The following is a 22,874-nucleotide window of genomic DNA, read 5'->3' on the forward strand; positions in this document are numbered from 1 at the left end:
TTTCAGCCGGATCAACGGGTAGCGTGAATTTGATTAGTTACGCACAACCAGCGCGTCCGGCGCGCCATGCGACCAAGCTGCCTGAAGCAGATCGTCGATGCTGCCATGGCCGTTCGGATAAACGTTGACCGCATACCAGTCATTGCCGTCGAATTCGGTGCGCTGGATCTCGGTCCGGCCGAACGGCTCCAGCGCGGCGGCGACGCGCTTTGCCTCCGCTGCTTTGTCGAAGGAACCGGCGGCGACATAGTCGGGCGCAAGCGCCTGTTCCTGGCGGTTCGATTTTCGCCACGACTGCAGGATATCGGCCGGCGACATGCCGCCGGTATCGAGCGCGGCAAAAACATCGGCGCGCTTTACCCGCTCATCCGCGTAGGACAGCGAAGCCATGGCGAAAGGCGAGTTCGCAGGAAGACCGAGATCCGGCCGTTCCGGCACGATCGGCCCGAAATCGGGCAGCGCGACATCGCTGGCGCTCTGCACCGGGAAGGCTGCCGGCTGCACGGTAGGCTGCTCCGATAGCCCCGGCTGCGCGTCAAAAGCTTGCCCCGAATTGGTAAGCTGGCCCGGGAACGGCACGGCGGCCGGCGACGCCCCCACCGGCACTCTCGGCGACGGGCCGTTCATGGCCACCATCACGCCGGTCGGCAGGCCGTCCGACGGATCCGGGCGGTTCTTGCCGGGGTGGTAGGAGGCCACCAGATACTGGTCGTCATCGCCGTCGAGCGGCGCGCGGCCGACATACTCCACTTTGACCCTGGCGGTGCCGACCTTGTCATAGTCGAGCATCTGCGCCGCGCGTTCGGAGACGTCGATGATGCGGCCTTCATGATAGGGGCCGCGATCGTTGACGCGCACGATCACCGAACTGCCGGTCTCTAGGTTGGTGACGCGGGCATAGCTCGGCAGCGGCATCGTCGGATGCGCCGCCGTCAGATGCGTCATGTCATAGACTTCGCCATTGGCGGTCAAACGGCCGTGGAAGGCATCGCCATACCACGAGGCTAGTCCTACCTTGGCGTAGTTCTTCTCTTCCTTGGGAAAGTACCACTTGCCGCGCACCTGGTAGGGCTTGCCAAGCTGGTCGCGGCCGCCGCCGCGCCGCATGAACTGGACACGCGGGCTCGCCTTCACGCCATATTCGGATTCGGCGAAATATTCCTTGGAGCGGGCCTTCTTGTAGAGCATCCCCTTCGGTTCGGGTTGTGAGGCGCAGGCAGCCAAAAGCAGGCCCGAAAGGGCGCACAGGGCGAAAGCAGAAGCGCGACGAAGACGCGGGCGCGCCGGAGTCTGCATGTTTTCGATTGTCCCCTACCGTGCTGCCACTCGACGGAGCCAAGCGTCCGCCGATGCCAGCAACACCTTGATCCCCAATCCCTTTTGCACAGGAATTGTTTATCACGATGTTAATCGATTATGGCAGCAAAAGGGCGAGATTATGGCCGAGGTCATGGCGCGGGCGGTGCCACCGTGGCTCGGAAAGTCCGTGCTGTTCGGGAATGCCCTGCTGCCAACAGCGCCGGCCACAAGACCGACGGCAAATCCGAATAAGAGTAAGGTCGTCCGCTAATCCGCCCGCGCATCGGACGGCAGCTGCTGGGCCGTCGCACGAGATAGCATGCCACGCTTTGTCAGCACGGGTTTCTCGTAGGTTTCTTCATGATTGCCCCCCTGTCAAAGTATTAGAAGATTGAGATTGACTGGCTTTTGACGGCATTGTCAATGCATCGAATCGGCTAGCAGGACGAAGCGGGAAGCAACCTGATTTTGGCCAAGGTCGGGGCTTACCATGCATAAGTCGTACTGTACGTCGGCGCGATTGGGATGGTCGCCGCCGTGCCGCTGTGGCCAGCTATACATCTATCCGGTGGCGTCGGTACTGTTGAGACTGCACATCCGGATCAGCCAACCTCCGCCAACCTGATGCTCAAAGACACTCAGCGAGGTGCCGTTGCCGACCGCCTCTCCTTCCGAATAGGCAGCCAGTGTCCAAGCCAGATTTCCGGAGCTACCCGCTTCGATCACCTGAAGGGTCTTATTAGGCCCGGCATGTTGAACCCAAATGTCGTGCAGCGCCTCTATTGCCGCGCGCCCCCGCGCCGGAGGCCCATAGGGTGAATGCATTTCCGCGTTCTCGGTGAAGATAGCAGCACAGCCAGATGCATTCCCCGATCGGTACGCTGCGACATACACGTCCCAAAGCTCCTGCAGATCATCTCGGATCGGCATAGTTACCTCCTTCGCCGCCCGGATGTAGTTTAGTTAATACTAATACGATTAGCTAGATCGCCGTCTTTTCCTGCGGATTTCCCCCAGCCGTCCCGGTGCATGTCGTTTCCGCCGGCCCTGGCAACGTAGCCCGTCGGGTCACGCCGAATATTCTTCCAGACCTTTTGCCACGACAGTTGGAAGGTGCAGCCGCAGTGGTTGACGCGGCCCCGGCAGCCGCACTACAGGAATGAAGCGCGAACCGGCCGGGAATGCCTTCGGTGCCAACCGAATCGACCGGTCGCGATGACCTAAATGGTTGAAAAACCATAGCGGAGGGATGGCCGAGCGGTTTAAGGCACCGGTCTTGAAAACCGGCGTGGGCGCAAGTTCACCGTGGGTTCGAATCCCACTCCCTCCGCCATGCTGCCCACAAGCTGTGCTTCCAATCCCTATCCAAGGGCATCCCAGCCATTGGGTGGCGCGGGATGGAAGACAGTCGCGAAATCGCCGAGGCCGGAATGGCACACCGGATCGCCTGACCGACACCACGAAAGCAGCGCCGGCGCGGCGCGGCAGCCGACAGGCGGTAGAGCACCGTTTATTTGATTTCTCGGACAAAATATGCTGCTTCTCGCGCCCATGAAAAAGCTCTGCCTGATGGTTTTGGCGTCGTTGATGCTGGTCTTGCCGGCCAAGGCGATGGACAATGCGTTGCGCGCCGGCCTGATGAAACTCGATCCTGAGACCCGCCTTGAGCAGCGGTGTGACGCAGAGGTGCTCGACCGGATCAGCCACGACGATCATAACTACAAGGCCGACCGTGTCGTGGCCTACGCCTTCGCCACGCCGCAGATGAGCGCCGATGCCATAAAGAGCTCGGGCGCCGCCTTCCGTAGCAAGGGCCAATGGTACCGGCTGAAGTTCAAATGCCAGACCGCGCCGGACCACATGCAGGTGCTGCAGTTCCGCTACAGGATCGGCGACGAAATCCCGGAATCCGACTGGTCCAAATATAATCTCTACGACTAGTTTTCAGCCTTGCCCTTGCCGGCAAACACCCGAAATCTTTGACGGCTTGCGCCGGCGGCGTTGTTTTCCGGCGATGTCCAACCCTGCGTCTTGACGCCGGTGGACCATGCCTTTAGGCCCGTCGAAGTAAAGGGCCACATTCATTTCAGGCAAGGATTTCTAGTCGATGGAAATATTCACTGCCACAGGCCTTTCAGCTCTCCTCCAGGTCGTCGCAATCGATCTCGCCCTCGCCGGCGACAACGCAATCGTGATCGGCCTTGCGGCAGCCGGCCTTCCCGCGGATCAGCGCAAGCGCGCCATCCTTGTCGGCATCGCGGCAGCCACGGTTCTGCGCATCGTCTTTGCCCTGATCACGCAATGGCTGCTGAGCATCGGCCCCATGCTGCTCATCGCTGGCGGACTTCTGCTTCTGTGGGTGTGCTGGAAGATGTGGCGCGAGCTACGCGTGAGCCATGACGACGAGCGTGATGCCACCGAGGCGCTGTCGAACAGCGATTACAACAAGGATGGATCCGTCTCCGGCAAGGGCCCGCGAAAGACCTTCTCGCAGGCCGCCTGGCAGATCGTCATTGCCGACGTTTCCATGTCGCTCGACAACGTTCTGGCCGTTGCCGGCGCCGCCATGAAGCACCCCACGGTGCTGATCATCGGACTGGCCCTTTCGATCGCGCTGATGGGCTTTGCCGCATCCTTTGTCGCGCGCCTGCTGCACAAATACCGCTGGATCGCCTATGTCGGCCTGCTGATCATTCTCTACGTCGCGGTGAACATGCTTCTCGGCGGCGCCGTGCAGCAGTTTCCCGACCATTTTGCCTTCCTGGCGCCCTGGTTCGGGCCGGACGGCCACTGACGCTCTTTCGAGGCGAGCGGCTACCCCCATCGCCTCTTGTCTCGGTCACGGGCAGGTTTGCTTCTGGGCCGAAGCGTGCTATTGCGCCGCGCGAAATGGCTCAAAGCCGCGCCTTAGATCGAAATTCAGAGCCTGAGGCTCAATCTTCGATCTCGCCCTCACCTCTTGGAAACAAAGTTTATGTCCGCCCCACGCGTCAGTTTCGTCAGTCTCGGATGCCCGAAAGCGCTCGTCGATTCCGAGCGCATCATCACACGGCTCCGCGCCGAAGGCTACGAGATCGCGCGCAAGCACGACGGCGCCGACCTCGTCGTCGTCAACACCTGCGGCTTCCTCGATTCCGCGCGCGACGAGTCGCTTAACGCCATCGGTTCCGCCCTTTCCGAGAACGGCCGCGTCATCGTCACCGGCTGCCTCGGCGCCGAGCCGGAGGTCATCCGCGAGAAGCATCCCAATGTGCTGGCGATCACCGGCCCGCAGGCCTATGAAAGCGTGATGGCGGCGGTGCATGAAGCGGCTCCGCCCAGCCACGATCCCTATGTCGATCTGTTGCCGCCGCAGGGCGTGAAGCTGACGCCGCGCCACTACGCCTATCTGAAGATCTCCGAGGGCTGCAACAACCGCTGCACCTTCTGCATCATCCCGGCGTTGCGCGGCGATCTCGTCTCGCGCCCGGCCGCGGACGTGCTGCGCGAGGCCGAAAAGCTCGCCAAGGCCGGCGTCAAGGAGATCCTCGTCATCTCGCAGGACACCAGCGCCTACGGCGTCGACATCAAGTACCAGACGTCGATCTTCGGCGATCGCGAGGTGCGGGCGAAATTCCTCGATCTCGCCGAGGAGCTCGGCAAGCTCGGCATCTGGATACGCATGCACTATGTGTACCCCTACCCGCATGTGGCCGACGTCATTCCGCTGATGGTGGAAGGAAAGATCCTTCCCTATCTCGACATTCCCTTCCAGCACGCCTCGCCGCAAGTGCTGAAGAACATGCGCCGCCCGGCGCATGGCGAAAAGACGCTGGACCGCATCCGTGGCTGGCGCGAGGTCTGTCCGGATATCGCTATCCGCTCGACCTTCATCGTCGGCTTCCCCGGCGAGACCGAAGACGATTTCCAGATGCTGCTCGACTGGCTGGACGAAGCCAGGATCGATCGCGCCGGCTGTTTCAAATACGAGCCGGTCAAGGGCGCGCGCTCCAACGATCTCGGGCTCGAGCAGGTGCCGCAGGAAGTCAAGGAAGCGCGCTGGCACCGTTTCATGCAGCGCCAGCAGAAGATCTCGGCAACGCAGCTCGCCAGGAAGGTCGGCAAGCGCCTGCCGGTGCTGATCGACGAGGCACATGGCACATCCGGCAAAGGCCGCACCAAATACGACGCGCCGGAGATCGACGGCTCGGTGCACATCCAATCGCGGCGGCCGCTGCGCGCCGGCGAGATCGTCACGGTCAAGATCGATCGCGCGGATGCGTACGATCTATATGGCTCGGCGGTCTGACAGCCTCGCGAAAGCTGACATCTGCAATGAAAAGGGCGCCCTGCGGCGCCCTTTTCCGTTTCGGTTCCGCGACTTGCCGCTTATTGCGGCAGCTTGTCGTCGATGCCTTTGACGTAGAAATTCATGCCGAGCAGCGTGGCGTCGTCGGCAACCTCGCCGTCCTTCAGCCAGGGCGAGCCGTCCTGCTTGGATACCGGGCCAGTGAAGGGATTCCAACCGCCGGCGATCTTCTTCTCGGTCGCCTCGGCCATCGCCTTTACGTCGTCGGGCATGTTGGTGTAGGGGGCGAGCTTGACCGCGCCATCCTTGATGCCCAGCCACACATTGTCCGGCTTCCAGGTGCCGTCGAGCGCCGCCTGCACGCGGCTGATGTAATACGGACCCCATTCGTCGGTCAGCGAGGTCAGTTGCGCGTGCGGCGCGAACTTGATCATGTCCGACGACTGGCCGAAGCCATGCAGTTTGCGCTCCTCGGCCACCTGCAGCGGGGCGGTCGAGTCGGTGTGCTGGACGATGATGTCGGCGCCCTGGTCGAACAGCGCCTTGGCGGCGTCGGCTTCCTTGCCCGGATCGAACCAGGAGTTCACCCACACGATCTTCACCTTGAAGTCGGGATTGACCGATTGGGCGCCGAGCATGAAGGAGTTGATGCCCATCACCACTTCCGGGATCGGGAAGGAGACGATGTAGCCGGCAAGGCCCTTCTTCGATTCCTTGGCCGCGATCTGGCCGAGCACATAGCGGCCTTCATAGAAGCGGGCGTTGTAGATGCCGAGATTGTCGCCGGTCTTGAAGCCGGTGGCATGCTCGAACATCACCTTGGGGAACTTCTTGGCGACCTTCACCTCGGCATCCATGAAGCCGAAGGAGGTGCCGAAGATGATCTTGCAATTCTCGCGCGCCAGGCGCTCGAAAGCGCGGTCGGCGTCCGGGCCTTCCGACACGTTTTCGAGATAGGCGGTCTCGACCTTGTCGCCGAGCGCCTTCTCGACCTCGAGGCGGCCCTGATCGTGCTGGTAGGAATAGCCGAAATCGCCGATCGGACCCGTATAGACCCAGCAGGCCTTCAGCTTGTCGGCGGCCTCGGCGGTCGCCGCCAGCGACAGGGCTGCGGCCGTGGTGATCAACGCAATAAGCAATTTTTTCATTGTGTTACCTCTCTGAGTTAAGCCTTGGAGCTTCCCGTCTTTTTGTTGTCGTCAACGATCCGGAACGAATGGCTGCCCCAACGAAGCCGGCGTGTTCATCATCGTCAGCCGCTTGTTGCGCGAGATTAGAACGAGAACCATGATGGTTGCCAGATAGGGCAGCGAAGAAAGAAACTGCGAAGGCACCGGAATGCCAAAAGCCTGTGCATGAAGCTGGCCGATCCACACCGCGCCGAAGATATAGGCGCCGGCCAGCACCCGCCACGGGCGCCAGGAAGCGAACACCACCAGTGCCAGCGCGATCCAGCCGCGGCCCGCGCTCATGTTCTCGACCCATTGCGGCGTGTAGACCAGCGACAGGTGCCCGCCGGCAAGGCCGGCGCAGGCGCCGCCGAAGATCACGGCGAGATAGCGGTAGCGGATGACCTTGATGCCGAGCGCGTGCGCCGACGTATGGCTGTCGCCGATCGAACGCAGCGTGAGCCCCGTGCGCGTCCTGAACAGGAACCACATCACCGCCGCGGTCAGCGCGATCGAGATGTAGAATACCGGATCCTGGCCGAAGACCAGCTTGCCGACGATCGGGATCGAGCTGATCCCGGGAATGTCGAGGTTGGGCAGCCTGACGCCCGGCTGGCCTACGAAGCTGGTGCCGATCATGCCGGAGAGGCCGAGGCCGAGCAGCGTCAGCGACAGGCCGGTCGCCACCTGGTTAGTCGCGAGCGACAGCGTCATGACGGCAAACAGCAGCGAGAACAGCGCGCCGACGATGATCGCGGCAAGCAGGCCGATCCACGGCGATCCGGTCAGATACCCTGCGCCGAAGCCGCCCACGGCGCCCATGATCATCATGCCCTCGACGCCGAGATTGAGCACGCCGGAGCGCTCGACCACCAACTCGCCGATCGCCGCGATCAGAAGCGGTGTCGCCGCGGTCGCGATGGTCAAAAGGATATTGACGGTGATGTCCATCAGCGGGCCTCCCCGAGCTTGGGCGCTGCTTCGAGCGCCGCGCCCTTCGGCTTCGTCAGCGCCATGCCGATCAGGCGTATGCGGTAATGGATGAGCGTGTCGCAGCCGAGCACGAAGAACAAAAGCATGCCCTGGAACACGCGCGCCACCTTGTCGGAAATGCCGAGCGCGCTCTGCACCGCCTCGCCGCCGAGGTAGGTCAGCGCCAGCACCAGGCCCGCCGCGACGATGCCCAGTGGGTTGAGGCGCCCAAGGAAGGCGACGATGATAGCGGTGAAGCCGTAGCCGGGAGAGATCACCGGCTGCAACTGGCCGATGGCGCCGGAGACCTCGGAGATGCCGGCCAGGCCGGCCAGCGCCCCGGACAGAAGGAAGGCGAAGAACACCATCTTGTTGAAGCCGAAGCCGGCAAAGCGCCCTGCCCTTGGGCTTGAACCCAGCACGCGGACCTCGAACCCTTTCAGCATGCGGCTCATCATCAGCCAGATCGCTACCGCGGCGACCAGCGCGAAGACGAAACCCCAATTGGCGCGGCCGGCATCCGGCATCAGTTCAGGCAGCACGGCGGAATCGCCGAACTGGATGGTTTGCGGGAAGCCGTGGCCTTGCGGATCGCGCCAGGGGCCGCGCACCAGCCAGTCGAGGAAAAGCTGCGCGACATAGACCAGCATCAGGCTGGTGAGGATCTCATTGGTGCTGAAGCGCGTCTTCAGAAGCGCCGGGATCGATGCGTAGAAGGCGCCGCCGACCATGCCCAGCAAAAGCATCAGCGGGATCACCAGCGGGCCTTCGAATTGCGGGAATAGCACCGGCATGATCGAGCCGAAGATCGCGCCGAAAATGAACTGGCCTTCGGCGCCGATGTTCCAGATGTTGGCTTTGTAGCAGACCGACAGGCCGACCGCGATCAGGATCAGCGGCGCTGCCTTGATCGCCAACTCATGTAACTGCCAGACCTGGCTGATCGGCTCGACGAAATAGATCTCGAACGCACTGAGCGGATTGACGCCGAGCAGCGCAAACATGATGGCGCCGGCAATGATCGTCAGCGCGAAGGCGATGAAGGGCGACAGCATCGAGAACAGCGCCGAGCGCTGCGGGCGTTTGACGAGTTCGATGCGCATCATGCGACCTCCAAGCTGTGTTCGGCATGGCCGGGCTCGGCGCCGCCCATCAACAGGCCGACCTTCTCGAAAGTCGCCTCGGCGATCGGCAGCGGCGTCGACAGTTCTCCGTTGTGGATGACGGCGATGGCGTCCGACAGTTCGAACAATTCGTCGAGATCCTGGCTGATGACCAGGACAGCGGAGCCGCTGCGGGCGAGCTCGATCAAAGCCTGGCGGATGTGAGCGGCAGCACCCGCGTCCACGCCCCATGTCGGCTGGTTGACGATCATGACGCTGGGCCTGCGGTCGAGCTCGCGGCCGACGATGAATTTCTGCAGATTGCCGCCCGATAGTGCGGCGGCCTCCGGATCGGGCGCGCTCTTGCGCACGTCCATGGCTTTAATGATACGCTGGGCGGCGCTGTAAACCGCGCCGTTCTTGACCGTGCCGCCCGAGCCGACGAAAGCCTTGCCGTCGGTGGCGTGACGAGACAGAAGCAGGTTCTCCGAAAGCTTCATGCGCGGCGCCGCGCCATGACCTAGCCGCTCCTCCGGCACGAAGGCGGCGCCCATCAGGCGGCGGCCGGTGATCGACAGGCCGCCGGCATCCTTGCCGCGGATGCGCACGGAACCGGCATCGTGCTGCAGCACCTCGCCGGAGACGGATTCGAAGAACTCGCCCTGACCGTTGCCGGCGACGCCGGCGATGCCGATCACTTCGCCGGCACGAACGGTGAGGTTGATGTTCTTCAGCGGGATGGCGAAGGGCGTCGCCGGCTTGCGGCTGAGGCCGCGGATTTCCAGCAGGGCCGGCGCCGTTTCGATGCCTTCCGCCGGCGCACGCACCACCGCCTTTACCTCGCTGCCGACCATCATGCGGGCAAGCGATGCGGCCGTCTCCTCACGCGGATTGCAGTGGCCGACGACCTTGCCGTGGCGAAGCACCGTGGCGCGGTCGCAGATGCGTTTGACCTCTTCCAGCCGGTGCGAGATGTAGAGGATCGACTTGCCCTCCGAGCGCAGGCGCTCCAGCGTCTCGAACAGCTTGTCGGCTTCCTGTGGCGTCAGCACCGAGGTCGGCTCGTCGAGAATGATGAGCTGCGGTGTCTGAAGCAAGCAGCGGATGATCTCGATGCGCTGGCGTTCGCCGACGGAGAGGTCTCCGACCAGCGAGTCCGGATCGAGCGGCAGTCCATAGCTGAAGGACAGCGCCCTCGCCTTCGCCGCAATGGTGCTGATCGGCGAACCGTCATTGAGCGAAAGCGCGATGTTCTCGGCCGCCGTCAGCGCTTCGAACAGCGAGAAGTGTTGGAACACCATGCCGATGCCGAGCTTCTTGGCCACGCCCGGGCTGGTGATCTTGACCGGCTTGCCGTCCCAGAAGATCTCGCCCGAGTTCGGCTCGAGCGATCCGAACAGCATCTTGACCAGCGTCGACTTGCCGGCGCCGTTCTCGCCGAGCAGCGCGTGGATCTCGCCCTTGGCGATGTTGAGATCGATGTGATCGCACGCCGTCAGCGTGCCAAAAATCTTGGTAAGGCCACGAACCTCGAGCAGGTTCGACCTGTCATGATTTGCACTCACGGTGCCTCCCATCCAGTTTCCCGGATATGTTCTGTGTTCCCGCGATCATGGTATGCGCGGCCGGCTCCCATCGGAAAGCAGCACCCAACTTGAAAGAGCTTCAAGAATTTCAGCGGAAACTCAAGGGCTAAGATAGATCTCTTGAGAACAACGGCAAATCCGCATCGCTTTTCAGGCAAGCCGTGCCTTCGGGCTCGGCAAGCCGCTGAAAAACAAGGCAGCCGGATAGAGCACGGTGCCGAAGGGTGTAAAGCGGTTTTCCGTCGGGAATTGCAATAGAGCGGTGCGCCGCTTCCGTGAAGCGCTCTAAGGAATGAGAATGGTCGTCCCCGTCGTCTTGCGGGCTTCGAGATCAGCTTGCGCCCTTGCGGCGTCCTTCAGCGCATAGCGCTGGTTGATCTTGATCTCGACGGCGCCGCTCTTGACCACGTCGAAAAGCGCTTCGGCCGATTTTACTAGATCCTCGCGCCTGGCGTTGTAGACGAAGATCGTCGGCCGGGTCGCGTAGAGCGAGCCTTTCTGCGCCAGCAGCGATATCGAGAAAGGCGGGATCGGCCCGGACGACTGGCCGAAGCTGACGAACATGCCCAACGGCCGAAGGCAATCGAGCGATGCCGGAAAAGTGTCGGCGCCGACGGAATCGTAGACAACGTCGCATTTCTTCCCGCCGGTAAGCGCCGCGACGCCGGCGACGAAATCCTGCTCCTTGTAGTTGATGACATGATCGAAGCCATGCGCCCGGGCGAGCTCGATCTTGTCGGCGGAGCTCGCGGTGCCGATCACGGTTGCGCCGAGATGCTTTGCCCATTGGCCGAGGATCAGCCCGACGCCGCCGGCGGCTGCGTGGTAGAGGATCGTGTCGCCGGCCTTCACCGGGAAGGTCCGGCGCAACAAGTATTCGGCCGTCATGCCCTTCAGCATCATCGCCGCTGCCTGCTCGTCGCTGATGCCGTCCGGCACTTTGACCACGCGCTCGGCGGCAATCACCCGTTGCTCAGCGTAAGCCCCGACATTGACGGCATAGGCGATGCGGTCGCCCGGCTTCAGCCAGTCGACACCGGTGCCGAGCGCCAGCACGACGCCTGCCGCCTCGCCGCCCGGGATCAGCGGAAAACCGCCGAGCGGCGGGTAAAGTCCGGAGCGATAGTAGACGTCGATGAAGTTGAGGCCGATCGCTGTGTGCCGGATCAAGATCTGGCCTTCTCCCGGCTGGCCGGGATCGGCATTTTCATAAGCCAGGACTTCGGGGCCGCCATTGGCGTGGATGCGAATTGCCTTGGACATCGCTCAATTCTCCGAAGAGTAGGCACACAATCTGGACCGTGATTCCGAAAGGAAGAACCATTTTCGGGAGGGCATGCACCGATGGACAGTTAGGTCAGGATGACCATTCAGCCAAAAAATATCCTGATCCAGGATCAGGGCTTCTTGGCGCCCAGATTGGGGAACATCTGCATGACGCCCCCGATGCAGGCGAGATAGAGCCCGGTGATGGTGATGCCGATCTTGGTGAAGTCGCTGACCTGCTCCCCCAGCACGCCGATCTTGTTGTAGAAGCTGGCAAGCGCGGCCTGCGCAAGCGCAAGCGCGCCGAAGGCGCACCACAAAAGGATCATGCCGAGATTGAGCGACCTGAGCCGCACCACCCGCACCGGATGGATGAAGTTGATCGGCAGGAAGGTCAAAATGCCGGCGACCACCACCACGGCGAAAGACACCCATTGCCCAGGCTCGATGACGAAGAGCGTGAACACCACCATGTTCCAGACGACCGGGAACCCCTTGAAGAAGTTCTCCTTCGTCTTCATTCCGGTGTCGGCATAGTAGATCGCGCTGGAGACGACGATGATGGCCGCCGACAGGAAGGACAGATTCTCGCCCATGAAGCCGCGCTGATAGAGCGCGAAGGCCGGAATGAGCACGTAAGTGACATAGTCGATAATGTTATCGAGGAGTTCGCCCGACCATGTCGGCAGGATTTCCTTGACCTCGAGCTTCCTGGCGATTGGGCCGTCGATACCGTCGACGAACAGCGCCAGCCCCAGCCACCAGAACATCGCCGTCCAGCGTTGCTCGCTTGCCGCCACCAGCGACAGGAAGGCAAGGAACGACCCCGACGCGGTGAGCAGATGCACGGAGAACGCGCGCGCCTGCGGCCATGTCACCTTCTTCTTCGGCAACGGGATGCGTTGCGCGATCTTCTTGGCTGCCTTGCCGGCCCTTGTGTTCTTGCTCACGGTCCCCGCCAGTCCAGCTTGCAGATTTCGGCCGAGCGGCCGGCGAAATTCCAGTTGCGGCCGAAGGCGCGCATCTTGCTCTTGTCGGACTTCGCTACGATGATCTCCGGCGCGATCCAATATTCGGAATTGGTGATCACCGTATTCTTGTCACGGTCCCTGCCGGGAATGGGCGTCACCGCGCCGTCGATAATCTTGGGAATCTGGAAGACACGTGTCTTGTCGCGGGTCTCATAGGTGATCGGCACCTGCTCGACGCCGAGGAATTTCCCGACGAGGATCGACAGCAGCGAGGTGGTGCCGCCGGCCTTGCCGGTGAAGATCTTGGTCAGCGCCTTCACCGCATGGATCGAGGCGCGCTTGTCGATGAACAGGCCGGCCGTCCAGTTGCCGCGGCTCATGTAACCGGGAATTTCCATGATCAGGCCAAGATTGAGGCTGGAAAGGTCGACCTCGCCGAAATGGCCCGCATCGATGCGGAAGCCTGCCCAAGTCTGGCAATAGCCCTCGGTCGGCGGATGGCTGCCGAGCGACAGCACGCAGGGACAGAAAACCGTGCAATTGCAGGAGAGTACCAGCTCCCCCTTCATCGCCCAGCTTTGGTCGGTCATCGAATTCTCCCTCATGCCGAAACTAATAGCAGGGCTACCGCCCACACAAGCAGTATCGCACCGGCAACCCGGCTGGCCACCCTGCCGGCGGTCTGTTTCTCGATCAGCGCGAATAGGCCGATCAGCGCCATCCAGAAGACGTTCATGGCGCCTACGGCAAACATCACCAGCATCAGCGCCCAGCAGCAACCGAGGCACCAGACGCCCTGCTCCAGGCCGAGCCGGAAGATGCGGCCTGGTTTCGCGCTCCAGTTGGCGAACAGGATCGAGAACGGGTTGCGGCATTTTTCCAGGCACGCCTGTTTCAAGCCGCTGAATTGATAAAGGCCGGCGACAAGCAGCGCGGCGGCGCCGGCAATGCCAACGGCAGGATCGAGCATTCGGCCGGAACCGGCAAAGGCGTAGACCGCGAGCGTCAACACGGTGAAACCCACGGATGCGCCAAGCCATGTGGCGAGATATCCGGCGACAAGCACCAGCGGATGAACGGCGGGCTCGCCCTTGATCCTCGCGGTATCGGCGATTTCGCAATAGGTGCGGATCAACGGCGCCGCCGAAGGCAGCATCGTCGCCACTCCCATCAGGAACCACATCAGCACAAGCGCCGTCGCTTGCAGGCCGGTCGGGCCGGCAAGCGGCGTCGGCGCAAGACAAAGAGCGAAGAACCGGTCGAGAAAATCCGGCAATGGCAGGCTCGGCAGATTTTTCAGCAGCATGTCGCCCGGCGCGCCGGCGGGGCGGCTTTCGGCGCCGCGGATCGCCATTGCGCCGAGGAGGAACCAGGCAAAGGCGATGCCGATGCCAATCGTGAGCATGACCGCGCGGCGCGGGCTGCGCGCCACGCCCGCCGTCGCGCGGCCGGCGCGGTCGAGATGGCTGAAATCATGCTGCTCGCCGCTCATGGCAATCGAATGGGCTGAATCGCCGCGTTGATCAAGCCGGCCGATCTGACCTATATCCCGATAAAGGCCCGACGGGTCGCCTCGCATTGTGGAAGCCTGGCGTGGAGCACAACGACAAAGCCCTCATCCTGGTTGCCGGCAGCGGTCCTGCCGGCCTGGTCGCGGCGCTCGGCTTTGCCGAGGCCGGCTTCGGCGTGACGCTGGTCGGCCCTGAGGTCAACGCCGCCGACGGCCGCACCACGGCCCTGATGAATCCGGCGCTGAAGGTCCTCGACCGGCTGAGTGTTCTTGCCGAACTGAGGACGCAGGCCGCGCCGCTCAAGGCGATGCGCATCGTCGACGCCACAAGGCGGCTGATCCGAAGCCCAACCGTGACCTTTCGCGCCAGCGAGATCGGCGAGGAACAGTTCGGGCTCAATTTGCCGAACAAGGCTCTCATCCCCATCCTTGCCAGGGCCGTTTCAGCTCATGGTCGCATTCATTGGCTGAAATCCACCGTCGAGTCCTGGAACCTTGACGCCGACCAGGCCCATGCAAGGCTGGCCGACGGCAACGAAGTCTCGGCGTCGCTGGCGGTCGCCGCCGATGGGCGTCTGTCTCCGGCGCGTGAAGCCGCCGGCATTCGCGCCTCCGCGCGGCCCTACCCGCAGTCGGCACTCGTCCTCAATTTCGGCCACCGCAGCGAGCACGGCTTCGTCTCGACCGAATTCCACACCGAAACGGGACCGTTCACACAGGTGCCGCTGCCCGGCAAGCGCTCCAGCCTTGTCTGGGTGGTGAAGCCGGAGACGGCGCGGGAGCTTGCGGCGCTCGACGATGCAGCCCTGTCGGGCCTTGTCGAGGAACAGATGCAGTCGATGCTTGGCCGGGTCTCGGTCGAGCCGGGCCGCCAGGTCTATCCCTTGTCGGCGGCCTCGCCCGGCCGTTTCGCGCAAAATCGCGTGGCGCTGGTCGGCGAAGCGGCGCATGTGTTTCCGCCGATCGGCGCCCAAGGCCTCAACCTTGGCATCAGGGATATCGAAGATCTGATTGGAATTGCGAGTGAAAACAGCAATGATCCCGGATCGCGCCGGACCCTCGCCGCCTATGACACGAGGCGCCGGCCCGACATATGGGCGCGCAGCGGCGCGGTGAACCTGCTCAACATGTCGCTCTTGTCCGACATGCTGCCGGCACAGCTAGCACGCAGCGCCGGCCTGAATGCCTTGGGCAGCTTCGCCCCGCTGCGCGCCTTCTTCATGCGCGAGGGGCTGCGGCCCGGCAGTGGTTTTCGCGCCATTGCCGGCGGCTTAAGGAAGGAGGCCGGCCGATAGGATTCCGTGCCGGATCGCATAAAGCAGCGCGGTCGCCGTCACCACCGGGAAGCATGTCGTGATCAGCACGCTGGCCGAGGCCCGCTGCACCCACACGTCATATTGCTATGCGATCACGAGGACGTTGGTCACCGTCGGCAGCGCCGCCGCTGGCCCGTTGCTTGACTCGTTCGGCTATTGAATTGCGGAAGTGTCTGCGCCAAATAGGCCCAAGCCCAAAGTCGGGGTCGATTTTTGGCTGGCTAACGTGTAAATTCAAGGTCTTAGGCGCCCTGTGCGCGGCCAAGAGAGGCGCCTCGGAACCTAAGTGGTGAATGCTATGAAAACAGCCAAGTTCTCGATCGGGCAAGTGGTTCGCCACAGGCTGTTTCCATTCCGTGGCGTGATCTTCGACGTCGATCCCGAATTCGCCAACACCGAAGAATGGTACGAGGCCATTCCGGCCGACGTGCGCCCGCGCAAGGATCAGCCTTTCTACCATCTTCTGGCGGAGAATTCTGAGACCGAGTACATCGCCTACGTGTCCGAGCAGAACCTGCTCGAGGACCGATCGGGCGAGCCGGTGCGGCACCCGCAGATCGGCGAGATGTTCGACAAGCTGCCGGACGGCCGCTACGAGCCGAAGCGCCAGTCGAAGCACTGAAGCGCAAAAGCACATCGCCAGAGTATTTCACCGTTCACAGAAACGGTGAAATGCTCCATCTCCTTATTTTTACGCTATTCCGGACGGAAAACCGCTCACACTTTTCCTGGAATTGCTCCAAGGAGCGCAGCGCGTCAACAACAAAAAAGCGGAGCATTTGCCCCGCTTTTGTTGTTCCGAAAACGCGCTTGCGCGATCAGTTCGCGGTCTTGGCCTTGTCCTGCTCGTCTTTGAGCTTCTTGGCGAAGTCCTGGTTGTTTTTGGCGACGAAGTCCTGCAGCTTCTTCTGCCGGTCCTCGATGTCCGACTGCTGCAGCGGCGGGCCGTCATAGGCGCCGCTGAAGCCGGTGAGCGCGATCTTGATCGGGTTCGGCTGGTTCTGGAAGTTGATCGAGGTGAGCGTGATGCCCTGCCCCTTTTTGAAGGAAGCAACGAGCTGGTCGCTCAGCGGCACTTCCGCCACGCAACGATCCGGGAAGCAGATCACATAATCGAGCTTCTGCGCCTTGCCGGAATCGATCTGAAGCGCAATGCCCGGGGGAACGAGGCGGCCGGTCGGGACCGTGACCTGGAAGACCTTACGGTTCACCTTGCCCTTGAGCTCGATCAGGCTGACGCCGGTGACGAGCTGGCCGTTGCCGGCAGTGACGATATTCTGCACATTGCAGATGTCGACGTCTTCCTGCTTGGTGCAGGCTTTGAACCAGCCCTGCGGGATCTGCGGCTGCTGTTGGGCCGAGGCGGTGAAAAGCCCGGCGCCCAGAACGCCGACCACGCCTGCGGCCAGCACCGAAAGGCGGTACGCGTTGATCGTCATATGGTGCACTTTCCTCTCAAATGATCCCGGGAACCGGCTTCTTCGTGCCGTGTGGTCTAGCTACCTGTTGCCCAAATGAGGCAACAGGATGACTTCGGAGCGCGTGTTACACTGCCAGCGGCGCCGAATCCAGCCCGGTTTCCGCGATTTCTTAGCGGTTTCGTGTGCCAGGGCGGGGCGTCGATCGGCGGTGGAGCGGCTGAGCCCTATTCCTGTTGGCGCGCCGATTCAATCGGATGGCGAAATGCTCTACGGTGCACGGCGAATCACAAAGCCGCCCGGCAAGGAGACGGTCATGGACCGCGTTCTCGTTCGGCTGATCGCCGCGACCTCGTTTCTGGCTCTCTCGCTGCTTCCGGCACAGTCGGAGCCGAAGCACGGCATCGCCATGCAGGGCGAGCCGGCGCTGCCGCCCGACTACCAGCATTTCGACTACGTCAATCCGGACGCGCCGAAAGGCGGAAGCGTGACCTATTGTGTCGTCGGCTCCTTCGACAACCTCAACCCCTTCATCCTGAAAAGCCTGCGCACCACGGCGCGTGGGATGATCGATACGGTTTACGGCAATCTCGTCTTCGAGCCGTTGATGCAGCGCAACTATGACGAGCCCTTCAGCCTCTACGGACTGCTTGCCGACAGCGCCGACATGGATCCGGATCGCAAGAGCATCGAGTTCCATCTCAACCCCAACGCAAAATGGTCGGACGGCCAGCCGGTGACGCCGGAGGACGTGCTGTTCACCTATGACGTCTTCGCCGAAAAGGGCCGCCCGCCCTATAGCGACCGCATGAGCATGATCGCCAAGCTGGAGAAGACCGGCGAGCACAGCGTGAAGTTCACCTTCAACGACAAGGCCAACCGAGAATTCCCGCTGATCGTCGCGCTGACGCCGATCGTTCCGAAGCACGCCTTCGACAAGGACACGTTCGACAAGACCACGCTGAAGCCGCTGATCGGCAGCGGCCCCTACACCGTGGGCAAGGTGCTGCCGGGACAGCGTATCGTTTTCAAGCGGAATCCGGATTACTGGGGCAAGGACCTCCCGTCCAAGCGCGGCTTCGACAATTTCGACCAGGTCACCATCGAGTATTTTCTCAACGCCAACGCCAAGACGGAAGCGTTCAAGAAAGGCATCTGTGCCCTCGACGACGAGACCGATCCGGTCAAGCGCGAGCGCGACATCGATTTTCCGGCCTTCCGAAGAGGCGAAGTCAAGGAAGAATATTTCAACACCGGTATCCCCCCCGTGGTGACCGGCTTCTTGTTCAACACCCGGTTGCCCAAATTCGCTGATCCCGTGGTCCGCCGCGCGCTCGGCATGCTCTACGACTTCGAATGGACCAACAAGAATCTGTTCGGCGGCAAGTTCAACCGCACCATGAGCTATTGGCAGAATTCGGACCTGTCCGCGCTTGGCCACCCGGCCGACGATCGTGAAAAGGCGCTGCTTGCGCCCTATCCTGACCGCGTGCCGCCCGACGTGATGGACGGCACTTGGCGCCCACCCGTGACCGATGGTTCGGGCCAGGATCGCAAGGTGCTCAAAGCCGCCTTCGAGTTGCTGAAGAGCGCGGGCTTCCACGTGCAGGACGGCAAGATGCTCGACCCGCAGGGAAACCCTTTCGGCTTCGAGATCCTGACCTCCTCGCAGGATGAAGAGCGGCTGGCGGCCATCTATCAGCGCACGCTGGAAAAAATCGGCATCGACGTCCGCATCCGTACGCTCGACGGCGACCAGATCCAGTCGCGCAAGCAGCGTTTCGACTTCGAGGTTCTGATCGGGACAAGCGGCTTCAGCAATTCACTGTCGCCGGGCAGCGAGCAGGTCGGCCGCTGGGGCTCGGTCGCCGCGCAAACGGAAGGATCGTTCAATCTCGCCGGCGTCGCCGATCCGGCGATCGATGCCGCGATCGACGCCATGCTGAACGCCCGCACCAAAGAGGACTATGTCGCGGCGGTGCGTGTCCTCGACCGGCTTCTGATTTCAGGCAACTACATGGTGCCGATGCAATACAACACGCAGCAATGGCTCGCTTACTGGAGTTATCTGGAACATCCGCAAAAGACCCCCATATTCGGCTATCAGCTGCCGACCTGGTGGCGAAAGCCAAACTGACGCAAATCCAACCCAATCGGGACCCAACAGGAGACGAGCATGAGCGCCGAGAACTCGATCACCGTCGACGTGGTTTCCGATGTCGTCTGTCCCTGGTGCTTCATCGGCCAGAAGCGTTTGGATAAGGCCATTGCTGCTGCAAGCGGCATCGACGTGCATGTCCGCTGGCGGCCATTCCAGCTCGATCCGACCATTCCGCAGGGAGGTATGGACCGCCGCCAATACATGCTCGGCAAGTTCGGCAGCGAGGAACGCATCCAGCAGATCCATGCGCGCATCGAGCCGCTCGGCGAAGCCGAGGGCATCCATTTTGCATTTGGCGCCATCAAGGTCGCCGCCAACACGTTGGACGCTCATCGGGTCATCCGCTGGGCGGGCGCTGCCGGCGAGGACGTGCAGAACCGCCTGGTGCGCCGCCTCTTCCAGCTGAATTTCGAGGAAGGCGCCAATATCGGCGACCATGCCGTGCTGGTGAAGGCCGCCGGCGAGGCTGGCATGGATACATCCGTGGTCGAGACGCTGCTACCGACCGATGCCGACGTCGAGGCAGTCCGCAACGAGATCGCCACTGCCTCGCGCATGGGCATCACCGGCGTGCCCTGCTTCCTGCTCGAAGGCAAATACGCCGTGATGGGCGCGCAGGACGCCGACACGCTTGCGGACGCGATCCGCCAGGTGGCCCAGGCCAAGGCGCGCGGCGAATTGGAAACCGCCGCAGGCTGAGCGTTCTTCTACGCAATTTCGGACGGAAAGCCGTCGCGCATTTTTCCTGGATTGCTCCTACCTGACAGTCGGCTCGCCAAAACACGATCTGGTGAATCGCCCTGAAGATGGCGCTGAGCTAGACAAGAGTTTAACTGATTTGAGGGGCACCGAATGGCGGTCAGGCGTCGCGCATTGTTGCTGCTGTGCTTGCCTTTCGCTCTCGGGCTTCCGCTGACATTGCAGCGCGTGTCCGCCGAGGAAGCCGTCATGTCGGCGACTTTTGAAGGCAGACCCTGGACAGCGTCTTTCACCATGGCCCAGACGATGCAGATGGGCGGCAAGCCAGTGCTGAATTTGTCGGGAACCGAGCAGGGCTCGCCGACCAAGACCTTCAATTCGATGCTGGTGCTCAAGGATCCGAACGACCTTGCCGGCAGCTACAAGCTCAAGACCGGGTCCGCCGCGAACAGCGCCAATTTCGATATGCTTGATTCCGGCGCCATGGTCGGTCATGTCCGTTTTGCCAGCGGCGAGATCGTCGTCGACAAGTACGACACAGCGGCAAAGACCATTTCCGGTCATTTTAGTGCCTCGGGAAAAGACGAATCGCGCAAGCCTGAAGAGCTCACGGACGGTAAATTTTCGGGCATTCCAGTCAGCGCGCAGTAGCCATTACGGCTGAGCGGCGCCCCTTTTTCGTTCACAAGCTCGTGTTTTTGCTTCCCCTGGGGAAGCGTTCGTCGGCTGGCTCAATTGCCCTTAACGCCCTGGAATGAAACCCAAAATCTGCGCGCTGAATGGATCTCCCGGCACCGGCCTCCTGTTGCCCGCGCGCCACGGCGGGTAACCTTGTTCACATTCTCCGCCAGAAAATTAATGGAAGATGATCAATTGGTGTTACCCTGTGTAACAAAACTAAGAAAGGTTTGGGCGGGATCGTGATTCGGGTCGGTAGACCGCGACGTACAATACCGGAGCCAATATCCAGCGAGGCAAAGACCTCGTCTCTGACGCCGGTATCGTCGATGCGTACATTCTGGGGGCTTATGCGAGCCTACTGGTTTTCCGACCGGTGGAAGGAAGCCTGGACCCTCACCATCGTCATCGCGCTGCTGACGGCGCTGTCCAGCAAGGCAGGTGTCTGGTTTGCCGTGGCGCTGGGCGAGCTGGGCAATTCGATCGCCTTCCTGCACGACGCCGCCAACACTCACCCCTTGCAGACCATTCTGACCAATGGCGGCATATTGGTGCTGCTGGTGGTGCTGAAGGATGCCGGCCTTACCGGCGTGCGCAATCTCGTTTCGACGACTTTGCACCGCAAATGGCGGGGCTGGCTGAACAACCAGTTCAACCGGGCCTTGCTCGACGGCAACCATACCCATTTCCATGCGCAGCACGGCTCGGTGGCGGGCGGCATCGTCGCTCCGGACAACATCGATCAGCGCATCCAGGAATCGATCAAGGACATGACCGGCGGCGCCATCGGCCTTGCCATGGGCGTGTTGGGTGTGACGACTTCGCTTTATTTCGTCGGCGAGAACCTGATCGGATCCTCGGTCGAGGTCAAAGGCCTGGAATTCCTGGGCAGCTATGGCACGGCGGTGCTGGCTTTCCTTGCCGTCGCCACCTACGTGCCGCTGAATACCTGGATCGCCATCAAGCTCGGGCGATTGCTCGAGCGGCTCAATGTGCGGATGCAGCAGGCCGAGGGCAGCTACCGCAGCGAGCTGACGACATTCCTGCGCCGCAGCTTCCATGTCGCCGCCTCGCATGGCGAGGGCGTGCAAAAGTCGATGCATGACAGGCTCTATGTCGATATCGACAAGACGTGGGGGCGGCTCAATATCGTCAACACGAGCTACACGTCCTTCGAGCTGATCTACAATTTTGTCGGCGCCCGTATCGTTGCCTACGCCCCGGGCCTCGTGTCGTTCATCCACAACCGTCTCGACTACAAGGGCTACATCACTGGCTCCGAAATGGTCGCGCAATTGATCAGCCAGTGCTCGTGGTTCATCCATGTGATGCCGGCGATTGCGACGCTCAGGGCCAACAGCCAGCGCGTGACCGAACTCGCCGACGCCATCGAAAATGTCCAGCACCCGCGCGAATTCTATCAGCAGACCGGCCGCTCCGATTTCAGCTACGGCAGCCAGAATCCGGTCTTCGGCCTGAGCATCCAGAAGCTCGAACTGGCGCATCAGGGCGAAGATGCGACGCCCTTCCTCAGCGCCGCCAATCTGCGCTTCCGCCGCGGCGAATGGACCTTCCTCAAGGGCGAGTCCGGCTGCGGCAAGACTTCGCTGATCAAGGCGATCAACGGCCTGTGGCCCTATGGCCGCGGCACCATCGTCTTTCCCGAGGGCGTGACGAGCTTCTACGCCGCGCAGGAAGTGAAGCTGCAGCAGGTTTCGCTGAAGCAGCTCGTTTGCCTGCCGGGTTCAGAGAGCGATCATAGCGACACGCAGGTTGCGGCCGCCCTGCACAAGGCCGGTCTCGGCGACTTCATCGGCCACCTGGCGGACGAAAGCCGCGAGGGCAAGATCTGGGACCAGGTGCTTTCGGGCGGCCAGAAGCAGAAGCTGGTGGTCGCACGCATTATCCTGCAGCAGCCCGGACTTCTGTTCCTCGACGAGGCGACCGGTGCGCTCGACCCCGAAGGCAAGATCGCTTTCCACCAGGCGATCAAGGACAATTGCCCGAACGTCACCGTCATCAGCGTCATGCACGAGGCGGTGGCGCCGCGCTCGCTGTCCGGCGAGGAATTCTACCACAGCGTGGTTTCGATCGCCGACGGCGTTGCCACCAAGAAGCCGCTTGCGCCCAGCCTGCCGCGTGAGCTCACCACCATTCTCACCCAGCCCCGGCCAGTCGAGGACAAGTGGCTGCGCTTCCGCCGGCTGAAGCAGAAATAGCAGTCATACCAAGCCTTTGACCGGCGACCGTAGCCCGGCTCGGGCTGTCTTCGATCACAGTCTCGCGATCCGGCCTCCCCGCATCCCTTTTCAGCGCCCTTCGTGATTGACTCGGCAAGAACGGCTCCTATGTTGCGCCCGCTCGCCAAATTCAAACTCGAACCCCGCGAGCAGAAAGGTCAACCCGCCATGCCTGGCGACAGTCACAGTCGAACGCAA

General features: G+C 62.1%; 21 protein-coding genes, 1 tRNA gene and 1 pseudogene. 11 read left to right on the plus strand and 12 right to left on the minus strand.

Features of this window, described 5'->3' with window-relative positions:
• Positions 1–33 precede the first annotated feature (33 nt).
• On the minus strand, positions 34–1,296 hold the full coding sequence (locus LB553_RS01885) for a septal ring lytic transglycosylase RlpA family protein (protein WP_224509989.1): 1,263 nt from the start codon (positions 1,294–1,296) through the stop codon (positions 34–36).
• Here LB553_RS01885 and LB553_RS01890 point away from each other — a divergent pair.
• Complete coding sequence (locus LB553_RS01890; RefSeq protein ID WP_224509991.1) at positions 1,295–1,570, plus strand: hypothetical protein; 276 nt, start codon at positions 1,295–1,297, stop codon at positions 1,568–1,570. The genes LB553_RS01885 and LB553_RS01890 overlap by 2 nt on opposite strands.
• A gap of 290 nt (positions 1,571–1,860) precedes the next feature.
• Here the strand turns inward: LB553_RS01890 and LB553_RS01895 are convergent, their stop codons facing one another.
• The gene (locus tag LB553_RS01895) at positions 1,861–2,229 is read right to left on the minus strand and encodes a YybH family protein (RefSeq protein ID WP_224509993.1); all 369 of its coding nucleotides are present in this window, start codon (positions 2,227–2,229) and stop codon (positions 1,861–1,863) included.
• A gap of 313 nt (positions 2,230–2,542) precedes the next feature.
• Here LB553_RS01895 and LB553_RS01900 point away from each other — a divergent pair.
• The 4 genes from LB553_RS01900 (at position 2,543) to rimO (ending at position 5,587) form a co-directional block, all read left to right on the plus strand.
• Positions 2,543–2,632: transfer RNA gene (locus tag LB553_RS01900), tRNA-Ser, on the plus strand.
• Between the two features lie 200 nt (positions 2,633–2,832).
• Entirely contained in the window at positions 2,833–3,240 is a 408-nt protein-coding gene (locus tag LB553_RS01905) for a DUF930 domain-containing protein (protein ID WP_224509995.1), read from the plus strand.
• A gap of 166 nt (positions 3,241–3,406) precedes the next feature.
• Entirely contained in the window at positions 3,407–4,093 is a 687-nt protein-coding gene (locus LB553_RS01910; RefSeq protein ID WP_224509999.1) for a TerC family protein, read from the plus strand.
• A gap of 180 nt (positions 4,094–4,273) precedes the next feature.
• Entirely contained in the window at positions 4,274–5,587 is a 1,314-nt protein-coding gene (gene rimO / locus LB553_RS01915) for a 30S ribosomal protein S12 methylthiotransferase RimO (RefSeq protein ID WP_224510001.1), read from the plus strand.
• Positions 5,588–5,667: 80 nt separating this feature from the next.
• Here the strand turns inward: rimO and LB553_RS01920 are convergent, their stop codons facing one another.
• The 8 genes from LB553_RS01920 to LB553_RS01955 form a co-directional block, all read right to left on the minus strand.
• Complete coding sequence (locus LB553_RS01920) at positions 5,668–6,735, minus strand: BMP family ABC transporter substrate-binding protein (RefSeq protein WP_224510006.1); 1,068 nt, start codon at positions 6,733–6,735, stop codon at positions 5,668–5,670.
• Positions 6,736–6,786: 51 nt separating this feature from the next.
• Positions 6,787–7,707 (minus strand): ABC transporter permease, encoded by a 921-nt coding sequence (locus LB553_RS01925; protein WP_224510009.1) that lies wholly within the window; start codon positions 7,705–7,707, stop codon positions 6,787–6,789.
• Positions 7,707–8,834 (minus strand): ABC transporter permease, encoded by a 1,128-nt coding sequence (locus LB553_RS01930; protein WP_224510013.1) that lies wholly within the window; start codon positions 8,832–8,834, stop codon positions 7,707–7,709. The genes LB553_RS01925 and LB553_RS01930 overlap by 1 nt, the downstream gene beginning before the upstream one ends.
• The gene (locus LB553_RS01935; protein WP_224510015.1) at positions 8,831–10,408 is read right to left on the minus strand and encodes an ABC transporter ATP-binding protein; all 1,578 of its coding nucleotides are present in this window, start codon (positions 10,406–10,408) and stop codon (positions 8,831–8,833) included. The genes LB553_RS01930 and LB553_RS01935 overlap by 4 nt, the downstream gene beginning before the upstream one ends.
• Before the next feature lie 294 nt (positions 10,409–10,702).
• Positions 10,703–11,680, minus strand: coding sequence for a quinone oxidoreductase family protein (locus LB553_RS01940; RefSeq protein WP_224510017.1), 978 nt, complete (start codon positions 11,678–11,680; stop codon positions 10,703–10,705).
• Positions 11,681–11,814: 134 nt separating this feature from the next.
• A complete protein-coding gene (pcsA, locus tag LB553_RS01945; protein WP_263483897.1) occupies positions 11,815–12,576 on the minus strand; it encodes a phosphatidylcholine synthase in 762 nt (253 codons plus the stop codon).
• A gap of 53 nt (positions 12,577–12,629) precedes the next feature.
• On the minus strand, positions 12,630–13,244 hold the full coding sequence (locus LB553_RS01950; RefSeq protein WP_224510019.1) for a DUF1326 domain-containing protein: 615 nt from the start codon (positions 13,242–13,244) through the stop codon (positions 12,630–12,632).
• Positions 13,245–13,255: 11 nt separating this feature from the next.
• Positions 13,256–14,146, minus strand: coding sequence for a DUF2182 domain-containing protein (locus tag LB553_RS01955; protein ID WP_224510490.1), 891 nt, complete (start codon positions 14,144–14,146; stop codon positions 13,256–13,258).
• A 101-nt stretch (positions 14,147–14,247) separates the two neighbouring features.
• Between LB553_RS01955 and LB553_RS01960 the strand changes: the two genes are divergently transcribed.
• Positions 14,248–15,459, plus strand: a complete 1,212-nt coding sequence (locus LB553_RS01960; protein WP_224510021.1) for a UbiH/UbiF family hydroxylase — start codon at positions 14,248–14,250, stop codon at positions 15,457–15,459.
• Here the strand turns inward: LB553_RS01960 and LB553_RS01965 are convergent.
• Positions 15,436–15,606 (minus strand): annotated as a pseudogene (locus tag LB553_RS01965) (AEC family transporter); the annotation flags it as partial. The gene LB553_RS01960 and the pseudogene LB553_RS01965 overlap by 24 nt on opposite strands.
• A gap of 172 nt (positions 15,607–15,778) precedes the next feature.
• Here LB553_RS01965 and hspQ point away from each other — a divergent pair.
• Positions 15,779–16,102, plus strand: coding sequence for a heat shock protein HspQ (gene hspQ, locus LB553_RS01970; RefSeq protein ID WP_040983419.1), 324 nt, complete (start codon positions 15,779–15,781; stop codon positions 16,100–16,102).
• A 196-nt stretch (positions 16,103–16,298) separates the two neighbouring features.
• Here hspQ and LB553_RS01975 read toward each other — a convergent pair whose 3' ends face one another.
• Positions 16,299–16,919 carry an invasion associated locus B family protein gene (locus LB553_RS01975; protein WP_040982846.1) on the minus strand — a complete coding sequence of 207 codons (621 nt, stop codon included), beginning with the start codon at positions 16,917–16,919 and terminating at the stop codon, positions 16,299–16,301.
• Between the two features lie 295 nt (positions 16,920–17,214).
• Between LB553_RS01975 and LB553_RS01980 the strand changes: the two genes are divergently transcribed.
• From LB553_RS01980 to LB553_RS01995, 4 genes are all read left to right on the plus strand, one after another.
• Positions 17,215–19,035 carry an extracellular solute-binding protein gene (locus LB553_RS01980; protein ID WP_224510023.1) on the plus strand — a complete coding sequence of 607 codons (1,821 nt, stop codon included), beginning with the start codon at positions 17,215–17,217 and terminating at the stop codon, positions 19,033–19,035.
• A gap of 39 nt (positions 19,036–19,074) precedes the next feature.
• Positions 19,075–19,758 carry a DsbA family oxidoreductase gene (locus LB553_RS01985; RefSeq protein ID WP_224510024.1) on the plus strand — a complete coding sequence of 228 codons (684 nt, stop codon included), beginning with the start codon at positions 19,075–19,077 and terminating at the stop codon, positions 19,756–19,758.
• A 306-nt stretch (positions 19,759–20,064) separates the two neighbouring features.
• Positions 20,065–20,409: a DUF6252 family protein gene (locus tag LB553_RS01990; RefSeq protein ID WP_411962238.1), complete on the plus strand. Its 345-nt coding sequence runs from the start codon at positions 20,065–20,067 to the stop codon at positions 20,407–20,409.
• 356 nt (positions 20,410–20,765) lie between these two features.
• Positions 20,766–22,655: an ABC transporter ATP-binding protein/permease gene (locus tag LB553_RS01995; protein ID WP_224510028.1), complete on the plus strand. Its 1,890-nt coding sequence runs from the start codon at positions 20,766–20,768 to the stop codon at positions 22,653–22,655.
• Positions 22,656–22,874: the final 219 nt, after the last annotated feature.

The organism is Mesorhizobium sp. CA8, from assembly GCF_020164955.1.
Classification (GTDB): domain Bacteria; phylum Pseudomonadota; class Alphaproteobacteria; order Rhizobiales; family Rhizobiaceae; genus Mesorhizobium.